General features: G+C 73.0%; 18 protein-coding genes. 13 read left to right on the top strand and 5 right to left on the bottom strand.

The window, feature by feature from the left end; genetic code table 11:
* Positions 1-71: 71 nt before the first annotated feature.
* Genes kal through kdd form a run of 4 tightly spaced genes read right to left on the bottom strand, consistent with a single transcriptional unit; the run spans position 72 to position 3974 of the window.
* Positions 72-497, bottom strand: a complete 426-nt coding sequence (gene kal / locus AC4BGE_RS13760) for a 3-aminobutyryl-CoA ammonia lyase (protein ID WP_490575646.1) — start codon at positions 495-497, stop codon at positions 72-74.
* Positions 494-1270: a lysine 5,6-aminomutase subunit beta gene (kamE, locus tag AC4BGE_RS13755; protein WP_490575645.1), complete on the bottom strand. Its 777-nt coding sequence runs from the start codon at positions 1268-1270 to the stop codon at positions 494-496. Before kamE ends, kal begins: the two co-directional genes overlap by 4 nt.
* Positions 1267-2934, bottom strand: a complete 1668-nt coding sequence (gene kamD, locus AC4BGE_RS13750) for a lysine 5,6-aminomutase subunit alpha (protein WP_490575644.1) — start codon at positions 2932-2934, stop codon at positions 1267-1269. Before kamD ends, kamE begins: the two co-directional genes overlap by 4 nt.
* Positions 2931-3974 carry an L-erythro-3,5-diaminohexanoate dehydrogenase gene (gene kdd, locus AC4BGE_RS13745; protein WP_490575643.1) on the bottom strand — a complete coding sequence of 348 codons (1044 nt, stop codon included), beginning with the start codon at positions 3972-3974 and terminating at the stop codon, positions 2931-2933. Before kdd ends, kamD begins: the two co-directional genes overlap by 4 nt.
* A gap of 147 nt (positions 3975-4121) precedes the next feature.
* Between kdd and AC4BGE_RS13740 the strand changes: the two genes are divergently transcribed.
* The gene (locus tag AC4BGE_RS13740) at positions 4122-5576 is read left to right on the top strand and encodes a KamA family radical SAM protein (RefSeq protein WP_490575642.1); all 1455 of its coding nucleotides are present in this window, start codon (positions 4122-4124) and stop codon (positions 5574-5576) included.
* 16 nt (positions 5577-5592) lie between these two features.
* Here AC4BGE_RS13740 and AC4BGE_RS13735 read toward each other — a convergent pair whose 3' ends face one another.
* Complete coding sequence (locus AC4BGE_RS13735; protein WP_490572236.1) at positions 5593-6051, bottom strand: Lrp/AsnC family transcriptional regulator; 459 nt, start codon at positions 6049-6051, stop codon at positions 5593-5595.
* Positions 6052-6333: 282 nt separating this feature from the next.
* Here AC4BGE_RS13735 and urtA point away from each other — a divergent pair, with 282 nt between their 5' ends.
* The 12 genes from urtA to AC4BGE_RS13675 all read left to right on the top strand — a co-directional run bounded on the left by urtA (position 6334) and on the right by AC4BGE_RS13675 (position 16618).
* On the top strand, positions 6334-7578 hold the full coding sequence (urtA, locus tag AC4BGE_RS13730) for an urea ABC transporter substrate-binding protein (RefSeq protein WP_490572237.1): 1245 nt from the start codon (positions 6334-6336) through the stop codon (positions 7576-7578).
* Between the two features lie 99 nt (positions 7579-7677).
* Positions 7678-8562 carry an urea ABC transporter permease subunit UrtB gene (gene urtB, locus AC4BGE_RS13725; protein WP_490572238.1) on the top strand — a complete coding sequence of 295 codons (885 nt, stop codon included), beginning with the start codon at positions 7678-7680 and terminating at the stop codon, positions 8560-8562.
* On the top strand, positions 8559-9704 hold the full coding sequence (gene urtC, locus AC4BGE_RS13720) for an urea ABC transporter permease subunit UrtC (protein ID WP_490575641.1): 1146 nt from the start codon (positions 8559-8561) through the stop codon (positions 9702-9704). Before urtB ends, urtC begins: the two co-directional genes overlap by 4 nt.
* Positions 9701-10456 carry an urea ABC transporter ATP-binding protein UrtD gene (gene urtD / locus AC4BGE_RS13715; protein WP_490572240.1) on the top strand — a complete coding sequence of 252 codons (756 nt, stop codon included), beginning with the start codon at positions 9701-9703 and terminating at the stop codon, positions 10454-10456. Before urtC ends, urtD begins: the two co-directional genes overlap by 4 nt.
* Positions 10456-11139 carry an ATP-binding cassette domain-containing protein gene (locus AC4BGE_RS13710; RefSeq protein ID WP_490572241.1) on the top strand — a complete coding sequence of 228 codons (684 nt, stop codon included), beginning with the start codon at positions 10456-10458 and terminating at the stop codon, positions 11137-11139. Before urtD ends, AC4BGE_RS13710 begins: the two co-directional genes overlap by 1 nt.
* 4 nt (positions 11140-11143) lie before the next feature.
* Positions 11144-11446, top strand: a complete 303-nt coding sequence (locus tag AC4BGE_RS13705) for an urease subunit gamma (protein ID WP_490572242.1) — start codon at positions 11144-11146, stop codon at positions 11444-11446.
* A 7-nt stretch (positions 11447-11453) separates the two neighbouring features.
* The gene (ureB, locus tag AC4BGE_RS13700; protein WP_490575640.1) at positions 11454-11792 is read left to right on the top strand and encodes an urease subunit beta; all 339 of its coding nucleotides are present in this window, start codon (positions 11454-11456) and stop codon (positions 11790-11792) included.
* Positions 11785-13488: an urease subunit alpha gene (locus tag AC4BGE_RS13695; RefSeq protein WP_490572244.1), complete on the top strand. Its 1704-nt coding sequence runs from the start codon at positions 11785-11787 to the stop codon at positions 13486-13488. Before ureB ends, AC4BGE_RS13695 begins: the two co-directional genes overlap by 8 nt.
* A 6-nt stretch (positions 13489-13494) precedes the next feature.
* The gene (locus tag AC4BGE_RS13690; protein WP_490575639.1) at positions 13495-14169 is read left to right on the top strand and encodes an urease accessory protein UreF; all 675 of its coding nucleotides are present in this window, start codon (positions 13495-13497) and stop codon (positions 14167-14169) included.
* The gene (gene ureG / locus AC4BGE_RS13685) at positions 14162-14881 is read left to right on the top strand and encodes an urease accessory protein UreG (RefSeq protein WP_490575638.1); all 720 of its coding nucleotides are present in this window, start codon (positions 14162-14164) and stop codon (positions 14879-14881) included. The genes AC4BGE_RS13690 and ureG overlap by 8 nt, the downstream gene beginning before the upstream one ends.
* Complete coding sequence (locus AC4BGE_RS13680) at positions 14862-15695, top strand: urease accessory protein UreD (RefSeq protein ID WP_490575637.1); 834 nt, start codon at positions 14862-14864, stop codon at positions 15693-15695. Before ureG ends, AC4BGE_RS13680 begins: the two co-directional genes overlap by 20 nt.
* A 17-nt stretch (positions 15696-15712) precedes the next feature.
* Positions 15713-16618 (top strand): 5'-3' exonuclease, encoded by a 906-nt coding sequence (locus AC4BGE_RS13675; RefSeq protein WP_490575722.1) that lies wholly within the window; start codon positions 15713-15715, stop codon positions 16616-16618.
* Positions 16619-16645 lie beyond the last annotated feature (27 nt).

The following is a 16645-nucleotide window of genomic DNA, read 5'->3' as shown; positions in this document are numbered from 1 at the left end:
TGCGGGACACGCCGGGGAGCGCCGCGACACGCCGTCCAGCGGTCCGTGCGGCACGCCGGGCAGCCGGTCGGTCAAGCCTCCTGGGGCGGCACGACCACGGTGCCGGTGGCGGTGGTGGCGAGCACCGGCTCGTCGAGCCACCGGCTGGCACCGGGGGCCGCCGGGGTGGGTGCGCCGCGCGCCACGACCCACAGCTCGAACCCCATCTCCCGCGACCGGGAGCCGGCCCGGACCAGCAGGCAGTGGACCTCCACCACGTCACCGCCCCGCACCGGCGCGCGGAACTGCACGTCGGAGTAGGAGGCGAACAGTCCCTCGTCGCCATCGGTGCGGATGCACATCTCGGTGGCGGCGTCGCCGAAGAGACCGAGGCCGTAGGCCCCCTCGACCAGGCCGCCGGCGTAGTGGGCGTGCGCGGAGGGCACGTAGCGGCGGTGGACCACCCGCCGGCCCACCCACTCCCCCGGCAGGGGCCGCGCGCCGCCTGCCCCGGTCATGGCCGGGCCTCGGCGGCCACGGCGGTGGGGTCGGCCTCAGCGGTGGGGGCGGTCGGGGCCAGGCGGTGCACGAGGAACGAGGCCACCTCCCCCGGGGTGGTGCCACGCGAGAAGACGCGGTCCACCCCCAGCTCCTGGGCCGTCTTCTCGTCGAACCGGGGGCCACCCACGACCAGCAGGGGGCGCCGGTGCGCGGGGAACGCCTCGCGGAAGGCGGCCGACATCGCCCGGGTGTTGATCAGGTGGGCGTCGCGCTGGGTGACGACCTGGGAGACCAGGACGGCGTCGGCCCGCCGGGCGCTGGCCGCCGCGACCAGGTCCGGCACCGAGACCTGGGCGCCGAGGTTCACCACCTCCAGCTCACGGTGGTACTCCAGCCCCTTCTCGCCTGCGAACCCCTTGATGTTGAGGATGGCGTCGATCCCCACCGTGTGCGCGTCGGTGCCGATGCAGGCCCCCACCACCACGAGCCGACGGCGCAGCGCCCGGCGGATCTGGGCGTCGACCTCGGCCGGGGCGAGCAGCGGGTAGTCCCGGGCCATGACCTCGACCTGGTCGGTGTCGACCAGGTGGGCGACCCGTCCGTAGACGACGAAGAACGTGAACCCCTCGCCCACGGGACGGGCGTGCACCACCATGGCGGGCTTCATCCCCATCCGGTGGGCGAGCTGCTCGGCCGCCCCCTCGGCCAGCTTGGAGTGGGCGAGCGGCAACGTGAAGGAGAGCTGCACCATGCCGTCGCCGGTGGTGTCGCCGTAGGGCCTGACGATCACGGGCACTCCTGGAGGATCTCGGTGGCCGGGTTGTAGTAGGAGTCGGACTTGGCCGCCACTCCCTCGAGCCCGCGGCCCTGGTCGGCGGGACGCCGCATCAGGCCGAACGTGCCGTCGGCGATGGCGTCGAGCAGTCCGCGGGGGTGGCCCTGGCCGGTGTCCTGAGCGGCGGCCTCCCCGACGATCCGCTCGAGGAGCGCCAGGGACTCCCCCAGCACCTGCCGGGCCCGGCGGGCGATGAAGCCGTCCGGGGCGGGCGCGAAGTCCTCGTGCAGGTTGCCGGCCGCCCCCATCACGTAGCGGACGTTCTGCAGCGCCAGGTCGCGGTCGGAGAGCCAGGGTGTGACGACCCCCTCGGTCATCATGCCGACCAGCAGGATGCCCTGGCCGGTGAGGGCGCCGGCGAGGTTGAAGAACCCGTCCAGGAGGTGCCCGCGGAACACGTCGCCGGTCATGTGCCTGGTCGGTGGCATCCACTTCAGCGGCGCCTCCGGGAAGAGCTCGCGTGCCAGCAGGGCGTGGGCCAGCTCGAGGCGGAAGGAGTCGGGCACCTCCGGGTCGATCTCGAAGGCGTGACCCAGCCCCAGCTGCCAGTCGGCCAGGCCCGCCTCCTTGGCGAAGAACTCGTTGAGGAGCTGGCTGGTGGTCACCGTGTGGGCGGCCTCCACGGCGTCGGCGGTGGTGAGGTAGTTGTCCTCGCCGGTGTTGATGATGATGCCGGCGCGGGCGTGCACCTGGCGGCTGAAGCGCTGGTCCACGAAGGTGCGGACCGGGTTGATGTCGCGGAAGAGGATCCCGTACATCGAGTCGTTGAGCATCATGTCGAGCCGCTCCAGGCCGGCCAGGGTGGCGATCTCCGGCATGCAGAGCCCCGAGGCGTAGTTGGTCAGCCGGACGTAGCGACCCAGCTCGCGGCTCGTCTCGTCGAGGGCGGCGCGCATCAGGCGGAAGTTCTCCTGGGTGGCGTAGGTGCCGGCGAAGCCCTCACGGGTCGCACCCTCCGGCACGTAGTCCAGCAGCGACTGCCCGGTGCTGCGGATGACCGCGATCACGTCGGCGCCGGCCCGGGCAGCCGCCTGGGCCTGGGGGATGTCCTCGTGGATGTCGCCGGTGGCCACGATGAGGTAGATCCACGGCTTGCGGGGCGCGTCGCCCACCTCCGCGACGAGGCGCTCGCGCTCGGTGCGGGCGGCGTCCAGCCGGCGTACGCCGCGGCCGACCGCGTCGTGGGCGGCGCGCCGGGCGCTCAGCGCGTCCTCGGCGACCGGCAGCCGGAAGCGGACGGCGCCGGTCCCGGCCAGCCGGGCGAGGCCCGCCAGGTCGGGCGCCGCCCCCCGCGCCAGGGCGTCCCAGACCGGCAGGCTCACCCCGTGGGCCAGTCCCCCCTCGTCGTCCAGGTCGGCGCGGACCGCGTCGACGAGCCGGTTGACCCAGGGGATCCCGTCGGGGTCGGCACCCGCCAGGCCGGCGAGCCGCAGGGTGGCCCGCTCCACCGAGACCGTGGTGTGGCGGCGGGCCAGGTCGACGATCGGGGCGCCGGCCCTGGCGGCCAGCGCGCGGGCCCGGGCGACGTCCTCGGCCGGGAGCGCCAGCCGGGACGCGCGCCTCCCGGGTTCCTGTGCCTGCACCTGGGGGTGGGTCTCGGGGTTCGTCCGGGTCGTCATCGCAGCCTGCTCTCCAGGAGGACGGCGACACCGGCGTGCCGCCGTACGAGGTCGAGCGCGTAGTCGGCGTGACCGGGCACGTACCCGTTGCCGATCAGCATCGTCACGTCGGCGGCCAGCCCCTCGGCCCCCAGCGCGGCCGCCGAGAAGGAGGTGGCCATCGAGAAGAAGACGACCGTGCCCCGAGCGGCGGTGGCGAGCACCGCGGCGCCCTCGCACCCGGGGACGTCGACGCAGACCACCGTGACGTCGGCCGGTCCCCCCGCCGCGAGCACGGCCTCCCGCAGGGCCACCGGGTCGCGGGCGTCGGCGACCACCACCGCGTCGGCCAGGCCGGCACGGCGCAGCGCCTGGGCCTCGGCCTCGTGGGGCACCACCCCCAGCGTGCGCGCGGCGCCGGACTCGCGTGCCGCGGCGAGGCTGAGGCTGCCCGACTTGCCGGCCGCACCGATCACGACGACCACGGGGTCGTCGTACCCCGAGACCACGCGGCGGGTCAGCGCGGGCGCCCCGCACACGTCCATCACCGCGAGGCTGAGCTCGACGGGCAGGTCGTCGGGAAGCACTGCGGCGATCGAGCGCCCGAAGAGGATGGCGTGGCCCTCGCACGGGACCTGCTCGCCGGTGCCGGCCCAGCGGGCCAGGCCGTCGGTGACGACCAGCGGGGTCAGGGTCAGCGAGACCAGCGTCGCGACCCGGTCCCCCACCCGCAGGCCCAGGGGGGAGCGCTCGCCGACCTCCTCGACGACCCCGACCAGCATGCCGCCGGACCCGGTCTCCGGGTTCTGCATCTTGCCGCGGGCGGAGATGATCGAGAGCACCTCGGCCCGGATCGCGGCACCGTCCCCGCCGTGCTTGCGCTCGAGCTGACGGAAGGAGGCCGCGTCGAGGTTGAGCCGCTCCACCCGCACCCGGACCTCGTCGGGCCAGAGCTCGGCGCGGGCGTCCAGGCGCCGCGCCGCCTGCGGCAGCACCCGCGGCTCGTCCAGCACCCGGTGCAGGCCGATGGGATCGCTGGCCTGCGACGTCGAAGCAATCAACAGTAAGTCCTGTCTTTGGGCCCACGTGGAGCAGGAAATCCTGCTGCTAGTCGCTAGACAGGCCGCAGGTCGTGCTTCTACTGTGGCAGAAATGCGACGTAGGTCACAACCACCTCAGGTCCGCCACGTCGCTCCAGCAGGAGGGCCATGAGCATCGCGACCTCGGTCGACCACCCCGCCGGTCAGCCCTACGCCTACCGCCGGGTGGAGCTGACCGAGCCGGACTGGACCCGCTTCCCCGGCTGGTCCTCGGTGACCGCGGAGGAGTGGCGCTCGGTGCAGTGGCAGCGCGCCCACTGCGTCAAGAGCGCGCGCCAGCTCCGCGAGCTGATGGGCGGCCTGCTCGACGACCGGTTCTACGCCGACCTCGAGCGTGACCAGGCCGAGCGCGCCACGATGTCGATGCTCGTCCCGCCGCAGATGATGAACACGATGGTGCCCGACACGACGCCGGCCGGCGCGGGCTCGCTCACCGAGGCCTTCTACGCGGATCCGCTGCGCCGCTACATGCTCCCGGTCTTCTCCGACCGGCGCACCGACTGGCCCTCCCACCCGCACGCCACCCGGGACTCGCTGCACGAGCACGACATGTGGGCCAGCGAAGGGCTGACCCACCGCTACCCCACCAAGGTGCTCGCCGAGCTGCTGCCCACCTGTCCGCAGTACTGCGGGCACTGCACCCGGATGGACCTGGTCGGCAACTCCACCCCCGTCGTCGACAAGCTCAAGTTCGCGGCCCGGCCGCACGACCGCCTCGAGGACATGCTCGACTACCTGCGGCGGACCCCGCAGGTGCGCGACGTCGTGGTCTCCGGCGGCGACGTGGCCAACATGCCCTGGCCGCGGCTCGAGGCGTTCCTGGTCCAGCTCCTGGAGATCGAGAACATCCGGGACGTCCGGCTGGCCACCAAGGCGCTCATCGGCCTCCCCCAGCACTGGCTCCAGCCCCCCGTGGTCGAGGGCGTCGCCCGGGTGGCGGGGCTGGCACGGTCACGAGGGGTCTCGCTGGCGATGCACACGCACGCGAACCACGCGCACTCGATCACCCCGCTGGTGGCCGACGCCTCGCGCGCCATGCTCGAGGCGGGCCTGCGCGACGTGCGCAACCAGGGTGTGCTCCTCAACGGTGTCAACGCCGACCCGCACACCCTGCTGGACCTCTGCTTCCGGCTGCTCGACGGAGCCCAGGTCACGCCGTACTACTTCTACCTGTGCGACATGATCCCGTTCTCGGAGCACTGGCGGGTCTCGGTCGCCGACGCCCAGCGCCTCCAGCACCACCTGATGGGCTACCTGCCCGGCTTCGCCACCCCGCGGATCGTCTGCGACGTCCCCTTCGTGGGCAAGCGCTGGGTCCACCAGCTCGCCGACTACGACACCGAGCGCGGCATCTCCTACTGGACGAAGAACTACCGGACGTCGATCGAGGCCTCCGACCCCGAGGCGCTCTCCCGGCACTACGAGTACTACGACCCGATCCACACGCTCCCGGCCGCGGGGCAGCAGTGGTGGGAGGAGCACGGCCGCCTCGACGAGAGCAGCCTGCGGGCGGCGGAGGCCGCCGAGGCGTCGCGCCGCACCGCGGCCCTCCAGGCCCACTGAGGGGCGCCCTTTCGGGCTACTCCCCGGTGAGGGGGCGGTTCTCGTACGGGGTGGAGAGCACGATGGTGGTGCGGGTGCTGACGTTGGCGGCGGCGCGGACGCGGCCGAGCAGCTCCTCGAGGTCGGCGGGAGTGCCCACGCGCACCTTGAGGATGTAGGACTCGTCGCCGGCCACCGACCAGCACGACTCGACCTCGCCGATCCCGGCCAGCCGCTCGGGGTAGTCGTCGGGCTGGGAGGGATCGAGCGGCGTGACGGAGATGAACGCGGTGAGCGGACGGCCCAGCTGCTGGTGGTCGACCGTGGCGCCGTACCCCAGGATGAGGCCGCGCTGCTCGAGCCGCTTGACCCGTTGGTGGACGGCCGAGGTGGACAGGCCGGTCGCCTTGCCCAGATCGGTGTAGGACATCCGGCCGTCCGCCGCCAGCAGACCGAGGATCTTGCGGTCGGTGGACTCGACCTCCGAGTTGTTCACCCGCCGACCCTAGGGGAACCGCACCCGTCCGCGGCCGGTGTTCAGCACGTGGCCGCCTCTACCGCACCGGGTCGGGGCCGCGGGCGCCGTTCCACCCGCCGGCGACGTGACCTCAACCCGAAACCCGCTGTTACACCCGTGACACGGGAGGACGCCCGCAGCGGAAACACGCCCTCGTGAAACTCGAGGCGTCCCCAGGGACAGACCTTCCGGGGGCGACTGGTGCCTCCGGATCCACGCCCGCGGTCAGCGCCGGGCAGTCCGACGAGAGGGTCGTACGCCGTGAACTCCACAACCCCCCGCACCATCACCGCCGCGCTCGGCGCGGTCGCCCTGGCCGGCGCCCTGGCCGGCTGTGGCGCCAAGGCCGGCGAGACGTCCGAGGCCAGTGACTCCTGTGTCCAGACCGACGGCGACAGCATCAAGATCGGGTTCCTCAACTCGCTCTCCGGCACCATGGCGATCAGCGAGACCACGGTCTTCAAGTCGCTCTCGATGGCCGCCGACGAGATCAACGCCGACGGTGGCGTCCTGGGCAAGAAGCTGGAGATCGTCAGCGAGGACGGCCAGTCCGAGCCGACGGTCTTCGCCGAGAAGGCGACCAAGCTGATCGACCAGGACTGCGTGGCAGCGGTCTTCGGCGGGTGGACCTCGAGCTCGCGCAAGGCCATGCTCCCGGTCTTCGAGGGCAAGAACGCGCTGCTCTTCTACCCCGTGCAGTACGAGGGCCTCGAGGCGTCGAAGAACATCTTCTACACCGGGGCCACGACCAACCAGCAGATCATCCCGGCGCTGGACTACCTCAAGGACGAGAAGGGGATCAAGTCCATCTTCCTGGTCGGATCCGACTACGTCTTCCCGAGGACGGCGAACGCCATCATCAAGGCGTACGCCGAGGAGCACGACATCGAGGTCCTCGGTGAGGAGTACCAGCCGCTCGGCTCGACCAGCTTCGGCACGGTGGTCGACAAGGTGAAGTCGGCCGGCGCGGACGCCGTCTTCAACACCCTCAACGGCGACTCCAACGTGGCGTTCTTCAAGGAGTACAAGGGCAAGGGCCTGACCGCGGAGGCGATGCCGGTCGTCTCGGTCTCGATCGCGGAGGAGGAGGTCCCGGGCGTCGGCGTCGACAACCTGGTCGGCCAGTACACCGCGTGGAACTACTACCAGACCATCGACACCCCGGTGAACGAGGAGTTCGTCGCGGCGTTCAAGGAGGCCAACGGCGCCAAGGCCGTGACCTCCGACCCGATGGAGGCCGCCTACACCTCGCTCCACCTCTGGAAGGGCATGGTCGAGAAGGCCGACTCCTTCACGGTCGACGACGTCGTCGAGGCCGCCGGCGGCGTGACCTACGAGGCGCCCGAGGGCACCGTCACGGTCAACGGGGACAACCACCACATCGCCAAGACCGCCCTGGTCGGCCAGATCCGCAAGGACGGGCTGATCGAGACGGTGTGGAGCTCCGACGGTCCGATCGATCCGGACCCGTTCCTGGAGGGCTACTCCTGGTGGGACGGCGAGTGAGCCGCTGATCTCTCCCGGGGGCGCGGACCACACCGGTCCGCGCCCCCGGATCCCGTCCCAACGACCGGAGCCCCGGCTCCTGACGAGGAGGTGCGTCTCGTGGAGGTGTTCCTTTCCCAGGTCTTCACCGGCCTCTCGGCCGGCGCCGTCCTGCTGCTCATCGCCGTCGGCCTGACCCTGACGTTCGGCCAGATGGGCGTCATCAACATGGCCCACGGCGAGTTCCTGATGGCCGGCGCCTACACGGCCTACGTGATCAACGTGGTGATCGGCGACGCCGGGCTCGGCCTGCTGGTCGCCCTCCCGGTCGGCTTCCTGGTCGGCGGTCTCCTCGGGGTCGTCCTCGAGGCGGGTGTCATCCGCTGGATGTACCACCGCCCCCTGGACACCCTCCTGGTCACCTACGGCGTGGGCCTGGTCCTGCAGCAGGTCGCCCGCGACATCTTCGGCGCCCCCGCCAAGGACGTGCCCTCGCCCTCCTGGCTCGGCGGGTCCGTGCCGGTCCTCGGCTACGACTTCCCGCTGACCCGGCTCTTCCTGCTCCTGCTGGCCGTGGGGTGCCTGCTCGCCGTCCTCGCGGTGCTCAAGCACACCGCGCTCGGCCGGCAGGTCCGGGCCACGGTCTCCAACCGCGACCTCGCCGAGACCCTCGGCATCTCGACGCGCCGCACCGACCGGATCACCTTCTTCCTCGGCTCCGGGCTGGCCGGGGTCGCGGGGGTCGCCCTCACGCTGCTCGGCTCGACCGGCCCCACCATCGGGGCCTCCTACATCGTCGAGGCCTTCCTGGTCGTCGTGGTGGGCGGCATCGGCCAGCTCAAGGGCACGGTGATCGCCGCCTTCTCGATCGGCGTGATCCAGGCGTTCCTCGAGTACGCCACCTCCGGGAGCATCGCCAAGGTCGTGGTCTTCCTGGCGATCGTGGTCTTCCTCCAGGTACGCCCCCAGGGGATCTTCGCGGTCCGGACCAGGAGCCTGGCATGAGTCGCCGCACGAGACTGTTCACGCTGCTGGCCTGGGCAGCGCTCGCCGCCGGGCTGCTGGGACTGGCCCCTGCGCTGCTGAGCGACTTCCGGCTGGGGCTGCTGGCCAAGTACTGCTGCTACGCGATCGCGGCGGTCGGCATCGGCCTGGCCTGGGGGCGCGGCGGGATGCTCGTCCTGGGGCAGGGCCTCTACTTCGGGCTGGGCGCCTACGCGATGGCGATGCACCTGAAGCTGACCGACGCCGGGCCGGGCAACGTGCCCGACTTCATGCTCCTCTACGCCGGCGGCGAGATGCCGTGGTGGTGGGAGCCGTTCCGCAGCCCGGTGGTGACCCTGCTGGCCATCGTGCTGCTGCCTGTCGTGGTGGCCGGACTGCTCGGGGCCGCGATCTTCAAGCGCCGGGTCAAGGGCGCCTACTTCGCCATCCTCTCCCAGGCCCTCGCGGCCGCCTTCGCCATCCTGCTCGTCGGGCAGGTCAAGACCACCGGCGGCTTCAACGGGCTCAACAACTTCCAGAGCTTCTTCGGCTACTCCCTCTACGACCCGATCAACAAGCGGATGCTCTACTTCCTGGCCGCCGGGACGCTGCTCGCCGCGGTGGCGCTGATGAGCCACCTCTACCGCAGCCGCTTCGGTGAGCTCCTGGTGGCCACCCGGGACGCCGAGGAGCGCGTCCGGTTCCTCGGGTACGACCCGGCCGACGTCAAGCTGGTCGCCTACCTGGTCGCGGCGGTCCTGGCCAGCATCGGCGGTGCCCTCTTCGTCCCGATCGTGGGGATCGTCTCCCCCGAGGACGTCGGCGTCGGCGCCTCCATCGCGCTGGTCGCCGGAGTGGCGCTCGGCGGGCGGGCCTCGTTGATGGGGCCGGCCCTGGGCGCCCTGCTCGTCGGGTACGCCGAGACCACGCTCTCGGAGTCGTTCCCCGGGTCCTGGTCCTACTTCCAGGGCGGGCTCTTCATCTTCGTGGTGCTGCTGCTCCCCGGCGGCCTGGCCCAGCTCGTCTCCAAGGTCGGCTCCCTCCGGGAGCGCACCGGGTCGTCCCGCTCGCCGGGCCGGCGACGGCTCGGGCCGGGCGCCGCGGCAGCCGCGGACCGGAAGCCGGACAGCACCGACGAGGCAGCACAGGAGGTCAACGCATGAGCACGGGCAAGCGCGACTACCTGGAGGTCCGCGGCATCCGGGTCGAGTTCGACGGCTTCGTGGCCGTCGACGGGGTCGACCTGACCCTGCTCCAGGGACAGGTGCACTTCCTGATCGGCCCCAACGGCGCCGGGAAGACCACGGTCGTGGACGCGCTGACCGGGCTGGTCAAGGCCACCGGGCTGGCCTCCTACGACAACCAGAACCTGCTCGACAAGCCGTCCCACGCGATCGTCCGGCTCGGGGTCGGGCGGACCTTCCAGACGGCCACCGTCTTCGAGGAGCTCACCGTCCTGCAGAACCTGGACATCGCGGGCGGGGTGCACCGGCGCGCCCGCGCGCTGCTGGGGCGCCGCCGCGGCGTCCCGGACTTCGTGCACGACGCCTTGGCGACGGTCGGCCTCACCGACCACGCCGACCGGCCGGCCGGCGTGCTCTCCCACGGCCAGAAGCAGTGGCTCGAGATCGGGATGCTGCTGGTCCAGGACGCGCGGGTGATGCTGCTCGACGAGCCGGTGGCCGGCATGTCCGCCGAGGAGCGGCAGGAGACCGGCGCGCTGCTGCACCGCATCGGCAAGGAGCGCACGATCGTGGTGATCGAGCACGACATGGACTTCGTGCGCGACTTCGCCGACGTGGTCACGGTGATGAGCGCCGGCCGGGTGCTCGCGCACGGGACCGTCGAGGAGATCCGCGCCAACCCCGAGGTGCAACGTGTCTACCTCGGCCACACCGTGGAAGGGGCGGCATGATGCTGGAGCTCAAGGACGTGGTCGCGGCCTACGGCCGCACCGAGGTGCTGCACGGGGTCTCGCTGCGCGTGCCCGCGGGCGGCGCCGCATCGGTGATCGGGCACAACGGTGCCGGGAAGACGTCGCTGCTGCGGACGGCGGTGGGCCTGCTGCCCGTCCGCTCGGGCCAGGTCCTCCTCGACGGGGAGGACGTCACCCGGCTGCGCCCCCACCAGCGGGTACGCCGCGGCATCGGCTACGTGCCGCAGGGCCAGCAGTCCTTCGGCCAGCTGACGACCCTGGAGAACCTGCAGCTGGTGGCCGGGCGCGACCGGGCCGCCATCGACGAGGTGCTCGACACCTTCCCCGCCCTCACCGGCCTGCTGGCCCGGCGCGCCGGCCTGCTCTCCGGCGGACAGCGCCAGCAGCTCTCGATCGCCCGCACGCTGCTGACCAGACCCCGGATGCTCATCCTCGACGAGCCCACCGAGGGCATCCAGCCCAACGTGGTCGCCGAGATCGAGCGGGTGATCGTCGACCTGACCGCCCGGGGCGACCTGTCCGTCCTCCTGGTCGAGCAGCACGTCGGGTTCGCGCTGCGCGCCACCCAGGACTACCACGTCCTGGCCAGCGGCCGCGTCGTCGCCCGCGGATCGGCCGGTCTCGCCGCCGCCGACGACGTGCGCGCAGTGATGGCAGTCTGAGCCCGTGCACCTGACCCCTGCCGACACCGAGAAGCTGCTGCTGGCCGTGGCGGGCATGGTCGCCCGCGACCGCCTCGACCGCGGAGTCCTGCTCAACCACCCCGAGGCGACGGCCCTGCTGGCCACCTGGGTGCTCGAGGGCGCCCGGGAGGGCCGGTCGGTGACCGACCTGATGACCGCGGGCCGGGAGGTCCTCACCCGGGACCAGGTCATGCCGGGCGTCGCCGAGATGCTCCACGACGTCCAGGTCGAGGCGACCTTCCCCGACGGCCGCAAGCTCGTCACCATCCACGACCCGATCAGCTAGGAGACCCATGACGTCGTCGACCGAGGGGCCCGGGGCGGTGCGCACCGCGCCCGGGACGCACGTGCTCAACGCCGACCGCGGCGAAGGCGAGCGCCTGCGCCTGGTGGTGCTCAACACGGGCGACCGGCCGGTGCAGATCGCCTCCCACCTCCACCTCCCGGACGCGAACGCCGCCCTGGAGTTCGACCGCGACGCGGCCCACGGCTTCCGGCTCGACATCGCCTCGGGGACGTCGCGCCGCTTCGAGCCGGGCGCCTCGCGCACCGTCGACCTGGTGGCGCTGCGCGGCCTGCGCGTCGTGCCGGGCCTCCAGACGGGCAAGGACGGCGGTGCCCTGGATGGTTGAGATCAGCAGGGCCCACTACGCCGCCCTCTACGGCCCCACCACCGGCGACCAGGTCCGCCTCGGCGACACCGACCTGTGGATCGAGGTCGAGCGGGACCTCACCTTCGGGGGCGAGGAGGCGGTCTTCGGCGGCGGGAAGTCGATCCGCGAGTCGATGGCGCAGTCGACCCGGAGCCGGGCCGCGGGGGTGCCCGACACGGTGATCACCAACGTCGTCGTGCTCGACCACTGGGGCATCGTGCGGGCCGACGTCGGGATCAGGGACGGCCGGATCGTCGCTCTCGGGCGAGCCGGCAACCCCGACATCGCCGACGGCGTGCACCCCGACCTGGTCATCGGGCCCTCCACCGACGTCGTGTCGGGCGAGGGGCGGATCCTGACCGCGGGCGCGGTCGACGTCCACGTCCACTTCCTGTCCACCTCGCAGGTGCACGAGGCCCTGGCCACCGGCACCACCACCGTCGGGGGTGGCGGCACCGGGCCCTCGGAGGGGTCCAAGGCCACGACCGTCACCCCCGGCGCCTGGCACCTGCGCACGGTCCACCGGGCGCTGGACCCGCTCCCGGTCAACGTGCTGCTGATGGGCAAGGGCAACACGGTCAGCGCCGAGGGGCTGCGCGAGCAGGCCCTCGGCGGCGCCGCGGCCTACAAGGTCCACGAGGACTGGGGCTCGACCCCGGCCGCGATCGACGCCGCCCTGCGTGCCGCCGACGAGCACGGCCTCCAGGTCGCCCTCCACTCCGACAGCCTCAACGAGGCGGGCTTCCTGGAGTCCACCCTCGCGGCCATCGGCGGGCGCGGGATCCACGCCTTCCACGCCGAGGGCGCGGGTGGCGGCCACGCCCCGGACATCATGAAGGTCGCCTCGCTCCCCCACGTGATCCCCGGCTCGACCAACCCGACGCTGCCCCACACCGTCAACACCGTCGCGGAGCACCTCGACATGTTGATGGTCTGCCACCACCTCAACCCGCGGGTGCCCGAGGACCTCGCCTTCGCGGAGTCACGGATCCGGGCGACCACGATCGCCGCCGAGGACGTCCTGCACGACATGGGGGCCATGTCGATCACCTCCAGCGACGCCCAGGCGATGGGGCGCATCGGCGAGGTCGTCACCCGCACCTGGCAGGTGGCCCACGTGATGAAGCACCGGCGCGGGTCGCTGGGCGAGTCGCTGCCGGCCGACAACGAGCGGGCGCGTCGCTACGTCGCGAAGTACACGATCAACCCCGCGATCGCCCACGGGATCGACGCCGAGGTGGGCTCGGTCGAGGTCGGCAAGATGGCGGACCTGGTCCTGTGGGACCCGCGGTTCTTCGGCATCCGGCCCGAGCTGGTGATCAAGGGCGGGGCGCTCGTCAGGGCCGCCCTGGGCGACCCGAACGCCTCCATCCCCACCCCGCAGCCGGTGCTGCTGCGGCCCACCCTGGTCGACGGCCACGGCAGCGACCACGCGGTCACATTCGTGTCGTCGGCCGCGCTCGACGACGGGCTGGAGGCGCGGCTCGGCCTGTCCCGCCGTCTGGTGGCGGCCACGGGCACCCGGGGGGTCGGCAAGGCCGACATGGTCAACAACGACGTCTGCCCCCGGATCGACATCGACCCCGAGACCTTCGCGATCGACGTCGACGGCGAACGGGTGCTGCCGGCCCCGGCCGAGGAGCTCCCCCTGGCCCAGCTCTACTCCCTGTTCTGAGCCGTGGTGCCTCTCTCCCCGCCGCCCGCCTCGGCCACCGTGGCCCTGCTGCTCGCCGACGCCCGGCTCCCGGTCGGCGGGCACACCCAGTCGGGCGGCCTCGAGCCGGCGCTGCGTCACGGGATGAGCCCCGAAGGGCTCCCCGGCTACTGCCGTACGCGCCTGGCCACCGTGGTGCGCACCGAGGCCGCGACCGCCGTCGTCGCCGCCCACGTCGTGCGCCACGGCGGCGACCTGGCCGCGGTGCACGCCCACTGGGCCGCGCGCACGCCGGCCGAGGCCCAGCGGGCCACGGCGCTGGAGCTCGGTCGCGGCCTGCTGCGGCTGGCCCGGCGCGTCTGGCCGGCCGACGAGGCCCTGGCGTCGTGGTCGCTGCCCACGGCCAGGCCGCTGGTGCTGGGGGCGCTGGCCGTGGCCGGCGCGGTGGCCCCCGCCGACCTGGCCCGGGTGGTCGGCTACGACGACGTGCAGACCGTGATCTCCGCCGGGCTGAAGCTCTCCCCCGGCGACCCGCTGCGCAGCGTCGTCTGGACGTGGGAGCTCCTCCCCGACGTCGACGCCCTGGCCGACGCGGTGGCCGGCCTGAGCGAGGCCGCCGACATCCCGTGCCTGAGCGCCCCCCAGATCGAGGAGTGGGCACAGGCCCACTCCCGCACCACCAGGAGGTTGTTCCGTGCCTGAGACCCGCAAGACCCTGAGACTCGGCGTGTGCGGCCCGGTGGGCACGGGCAAGAGCTCCCTGATCGCCACGCTCTGCCGCGAGCTGGCCGGCAGCCACGCCCTCGCGGTGGTCACCAACGACATCTACACCGACGAGGACGCCCGCTTCCTGCGCTCGGCCGGTGTGCTCGACCCCGAGCGGATCGTCGGGGTCGAGACGGGCGCCTGCCCGCACACCGCGATCCGCGACGACGTCAGCGCCAACCTCACGGCCGTGGAGGACCTGGAGGAGCGGTTCGCCCCGCTCGACCTCGTGCTGGTCGAGTCCGGCGGCGACAACCTCACCGCGACCTTCTCCCCCGCCCTGGTCGACGTCCAGATCTTCGTCCTCGACGTCGCCGGCGGCGGTGACGTCGCGCGCAAGGGCGGACCCGGCATCGAGCGCGCCGACCTGCTGGTGGTCAACAAGACCGACCTCGCTCCCCACGTGGGGGTGGACCTGCCGCGGATGGTCGCCGACGCGGTGCTGGCCCGGGGCGGTCGGACGGTCGTCGCGCTCTCCCGGCACGACGCGGCGTCGGTCTCGGCGCTGACCGCCTGGGTGCTGGCTCAGCTGGCCGTGCTGCGCACCGGCCTGCTCGAGCCCCAGGACCCCGGCCCGATGGCGGCGCACTCCCACGCGCACGCGCACGACCAGACGCGCCCCCTGGCCCGTGCCGTCGACCAGGCCTGAGGCCCCGCCCGGTGCCCTCACCCCGCTGAGCACCCGCGTGGCGCTGCACGCCGACCCTCGGGCGGGTCGCGCCTGCGTCCGGATGGGCGGCGGCGTCTTCCGGGTGCAGGTGCTGGCTCGCGACGTCGCGCACGCCCACGTCGCGCTGGTCCCGACCACCGCCTTGCTGCTGGCCGGCGACCACGTGCGGCTCGAGGTGGAGGTCGGCGCCGGGTGCCTCCTGGAGATCACCGAGCCGGCCGGCACGGTCGCCTACGACATGGACGGCGGGGAGGCGTCCTGGGAGGTCGACATCCGGGTCCGGCCGGGCGGATTCCTGGTGTGGCAGGCCCCGGAGCTCGTGGTCAGCCAGGGCGCCCGGGTCGCGCGCCGGACCACGGTCGCCCTCGAGGGGGACGCCACGTGCCTGCTGCGCGAGACCCTGGTGCTCGGCCGCACCGGCGAGGGCCCGGGTCGCCTGGCCGCCGGCACCACGGTCTCCCGCGACGGGCTGCCGGTGCTGGTGGAGCAGCTGAGCGCCGACGCGTCCGCGCAGGTGCCGGGCGTGCTGGGCGACCACCGGGTCGTCGACCAGATCCTCGACCTGCGCCCGGACCCCCCCGAGCCCGGTGCCGACCCCGGTGCCGAGCCCGGACCGGCCGGGGACGCGGCCGAGGCCGGGGCCACCGGGGCGCTGCGCCTGGCCGCCGGCGGGGTGCTGCACCGCCGCCTGGCCCGCGCCGCCCACGAGGGCTCCCTCGACACCACGTGGGCCGCGCTGGCCCAGCAGCACCGGGCAGGCCACGCGGCGACTCTGGCAGGATCGCCCGGGTGACCGACTCGAAGCGCCTGATGCTGCTGGACACCGCCTCCCTCTACTTCCGCGCGTTCTTCGGGGTGCCCGAGATCAAGGCGCCCGACGGCACCAACGTCAACGCCGTCCGGGGCCTGCTCGACTTCATCGCGCGGCTGGTCACCGACTACCGCCCCACCGACCTGGTCTGCTGCTGGGACGACGACTGGCGGCCGCAGTGGCGTGTCGACCTGCTGCCCGGCTACAAGGCCCACCGGGTGGTGGCCGAGCGCGAGGCGTCGCCCGACGTCGAGGAGGTCCCGGACCCGCTGGAGGCGCAGATCCCGATCATCCTCGACGTCCTCGCCGCGCTCGGCATCCGCGTCGTCGGAGCCCCCGAGCACGAGGCCGACGACGTGATCGGCACCCTGGCCACCAACGCCGCGATGCCCGTCGAGATCGTCACCGGCGACCGCGACCTCTTCCAGCTGATCGACGACGAGGCACAGGTCCGGGTGCTCTACACCGCCCGGGGCGTGGGCAAGCACGAGCGGGTGACCAACTCGGTGGTGCGCGACAAGTACGGCGTCGACGCCCACCAGTACGCCGACTTCGCCACGCTGCGCGGCGACGCCTCCGACGGCCTGCCCGGGGTGCCCGGGGTCGGCGACAAGACCGCGGCGACCCTGCTCGGGCGCTTCGGCGACATCGCCGGCATCCGGGCCGCGGCGCAGGACCCCGACTCCGACCTGGCCCCCGGACCCCGTCGCAAGATCAAGGACGCCGCGGACTACCTCGACGTCGCGCCCCGGGTGGTCGCGGTGGTGCGCGACCTCGAGCTGGGCAGGATCGACACCGAGCTGCCCCGCACGCCCGCCGACCCCGACGCGGTCGTCGCGCTGGCCGCCACCTGGAACCTCGAAGGTGCTCTGGCCCGTGCCGTGACCGCGCTGGCCGAGCGCTGAGGCCGGCCGGCGCCCTTGGCGCGGGTT

Source organism: Nocardioides sp. Z50_6, from assembly GCF_058215755.1.
Note: the sequence above shows the minus strand (reverse complement) of the source record. Positions and strands in the feature narration are given on the sequence as shown.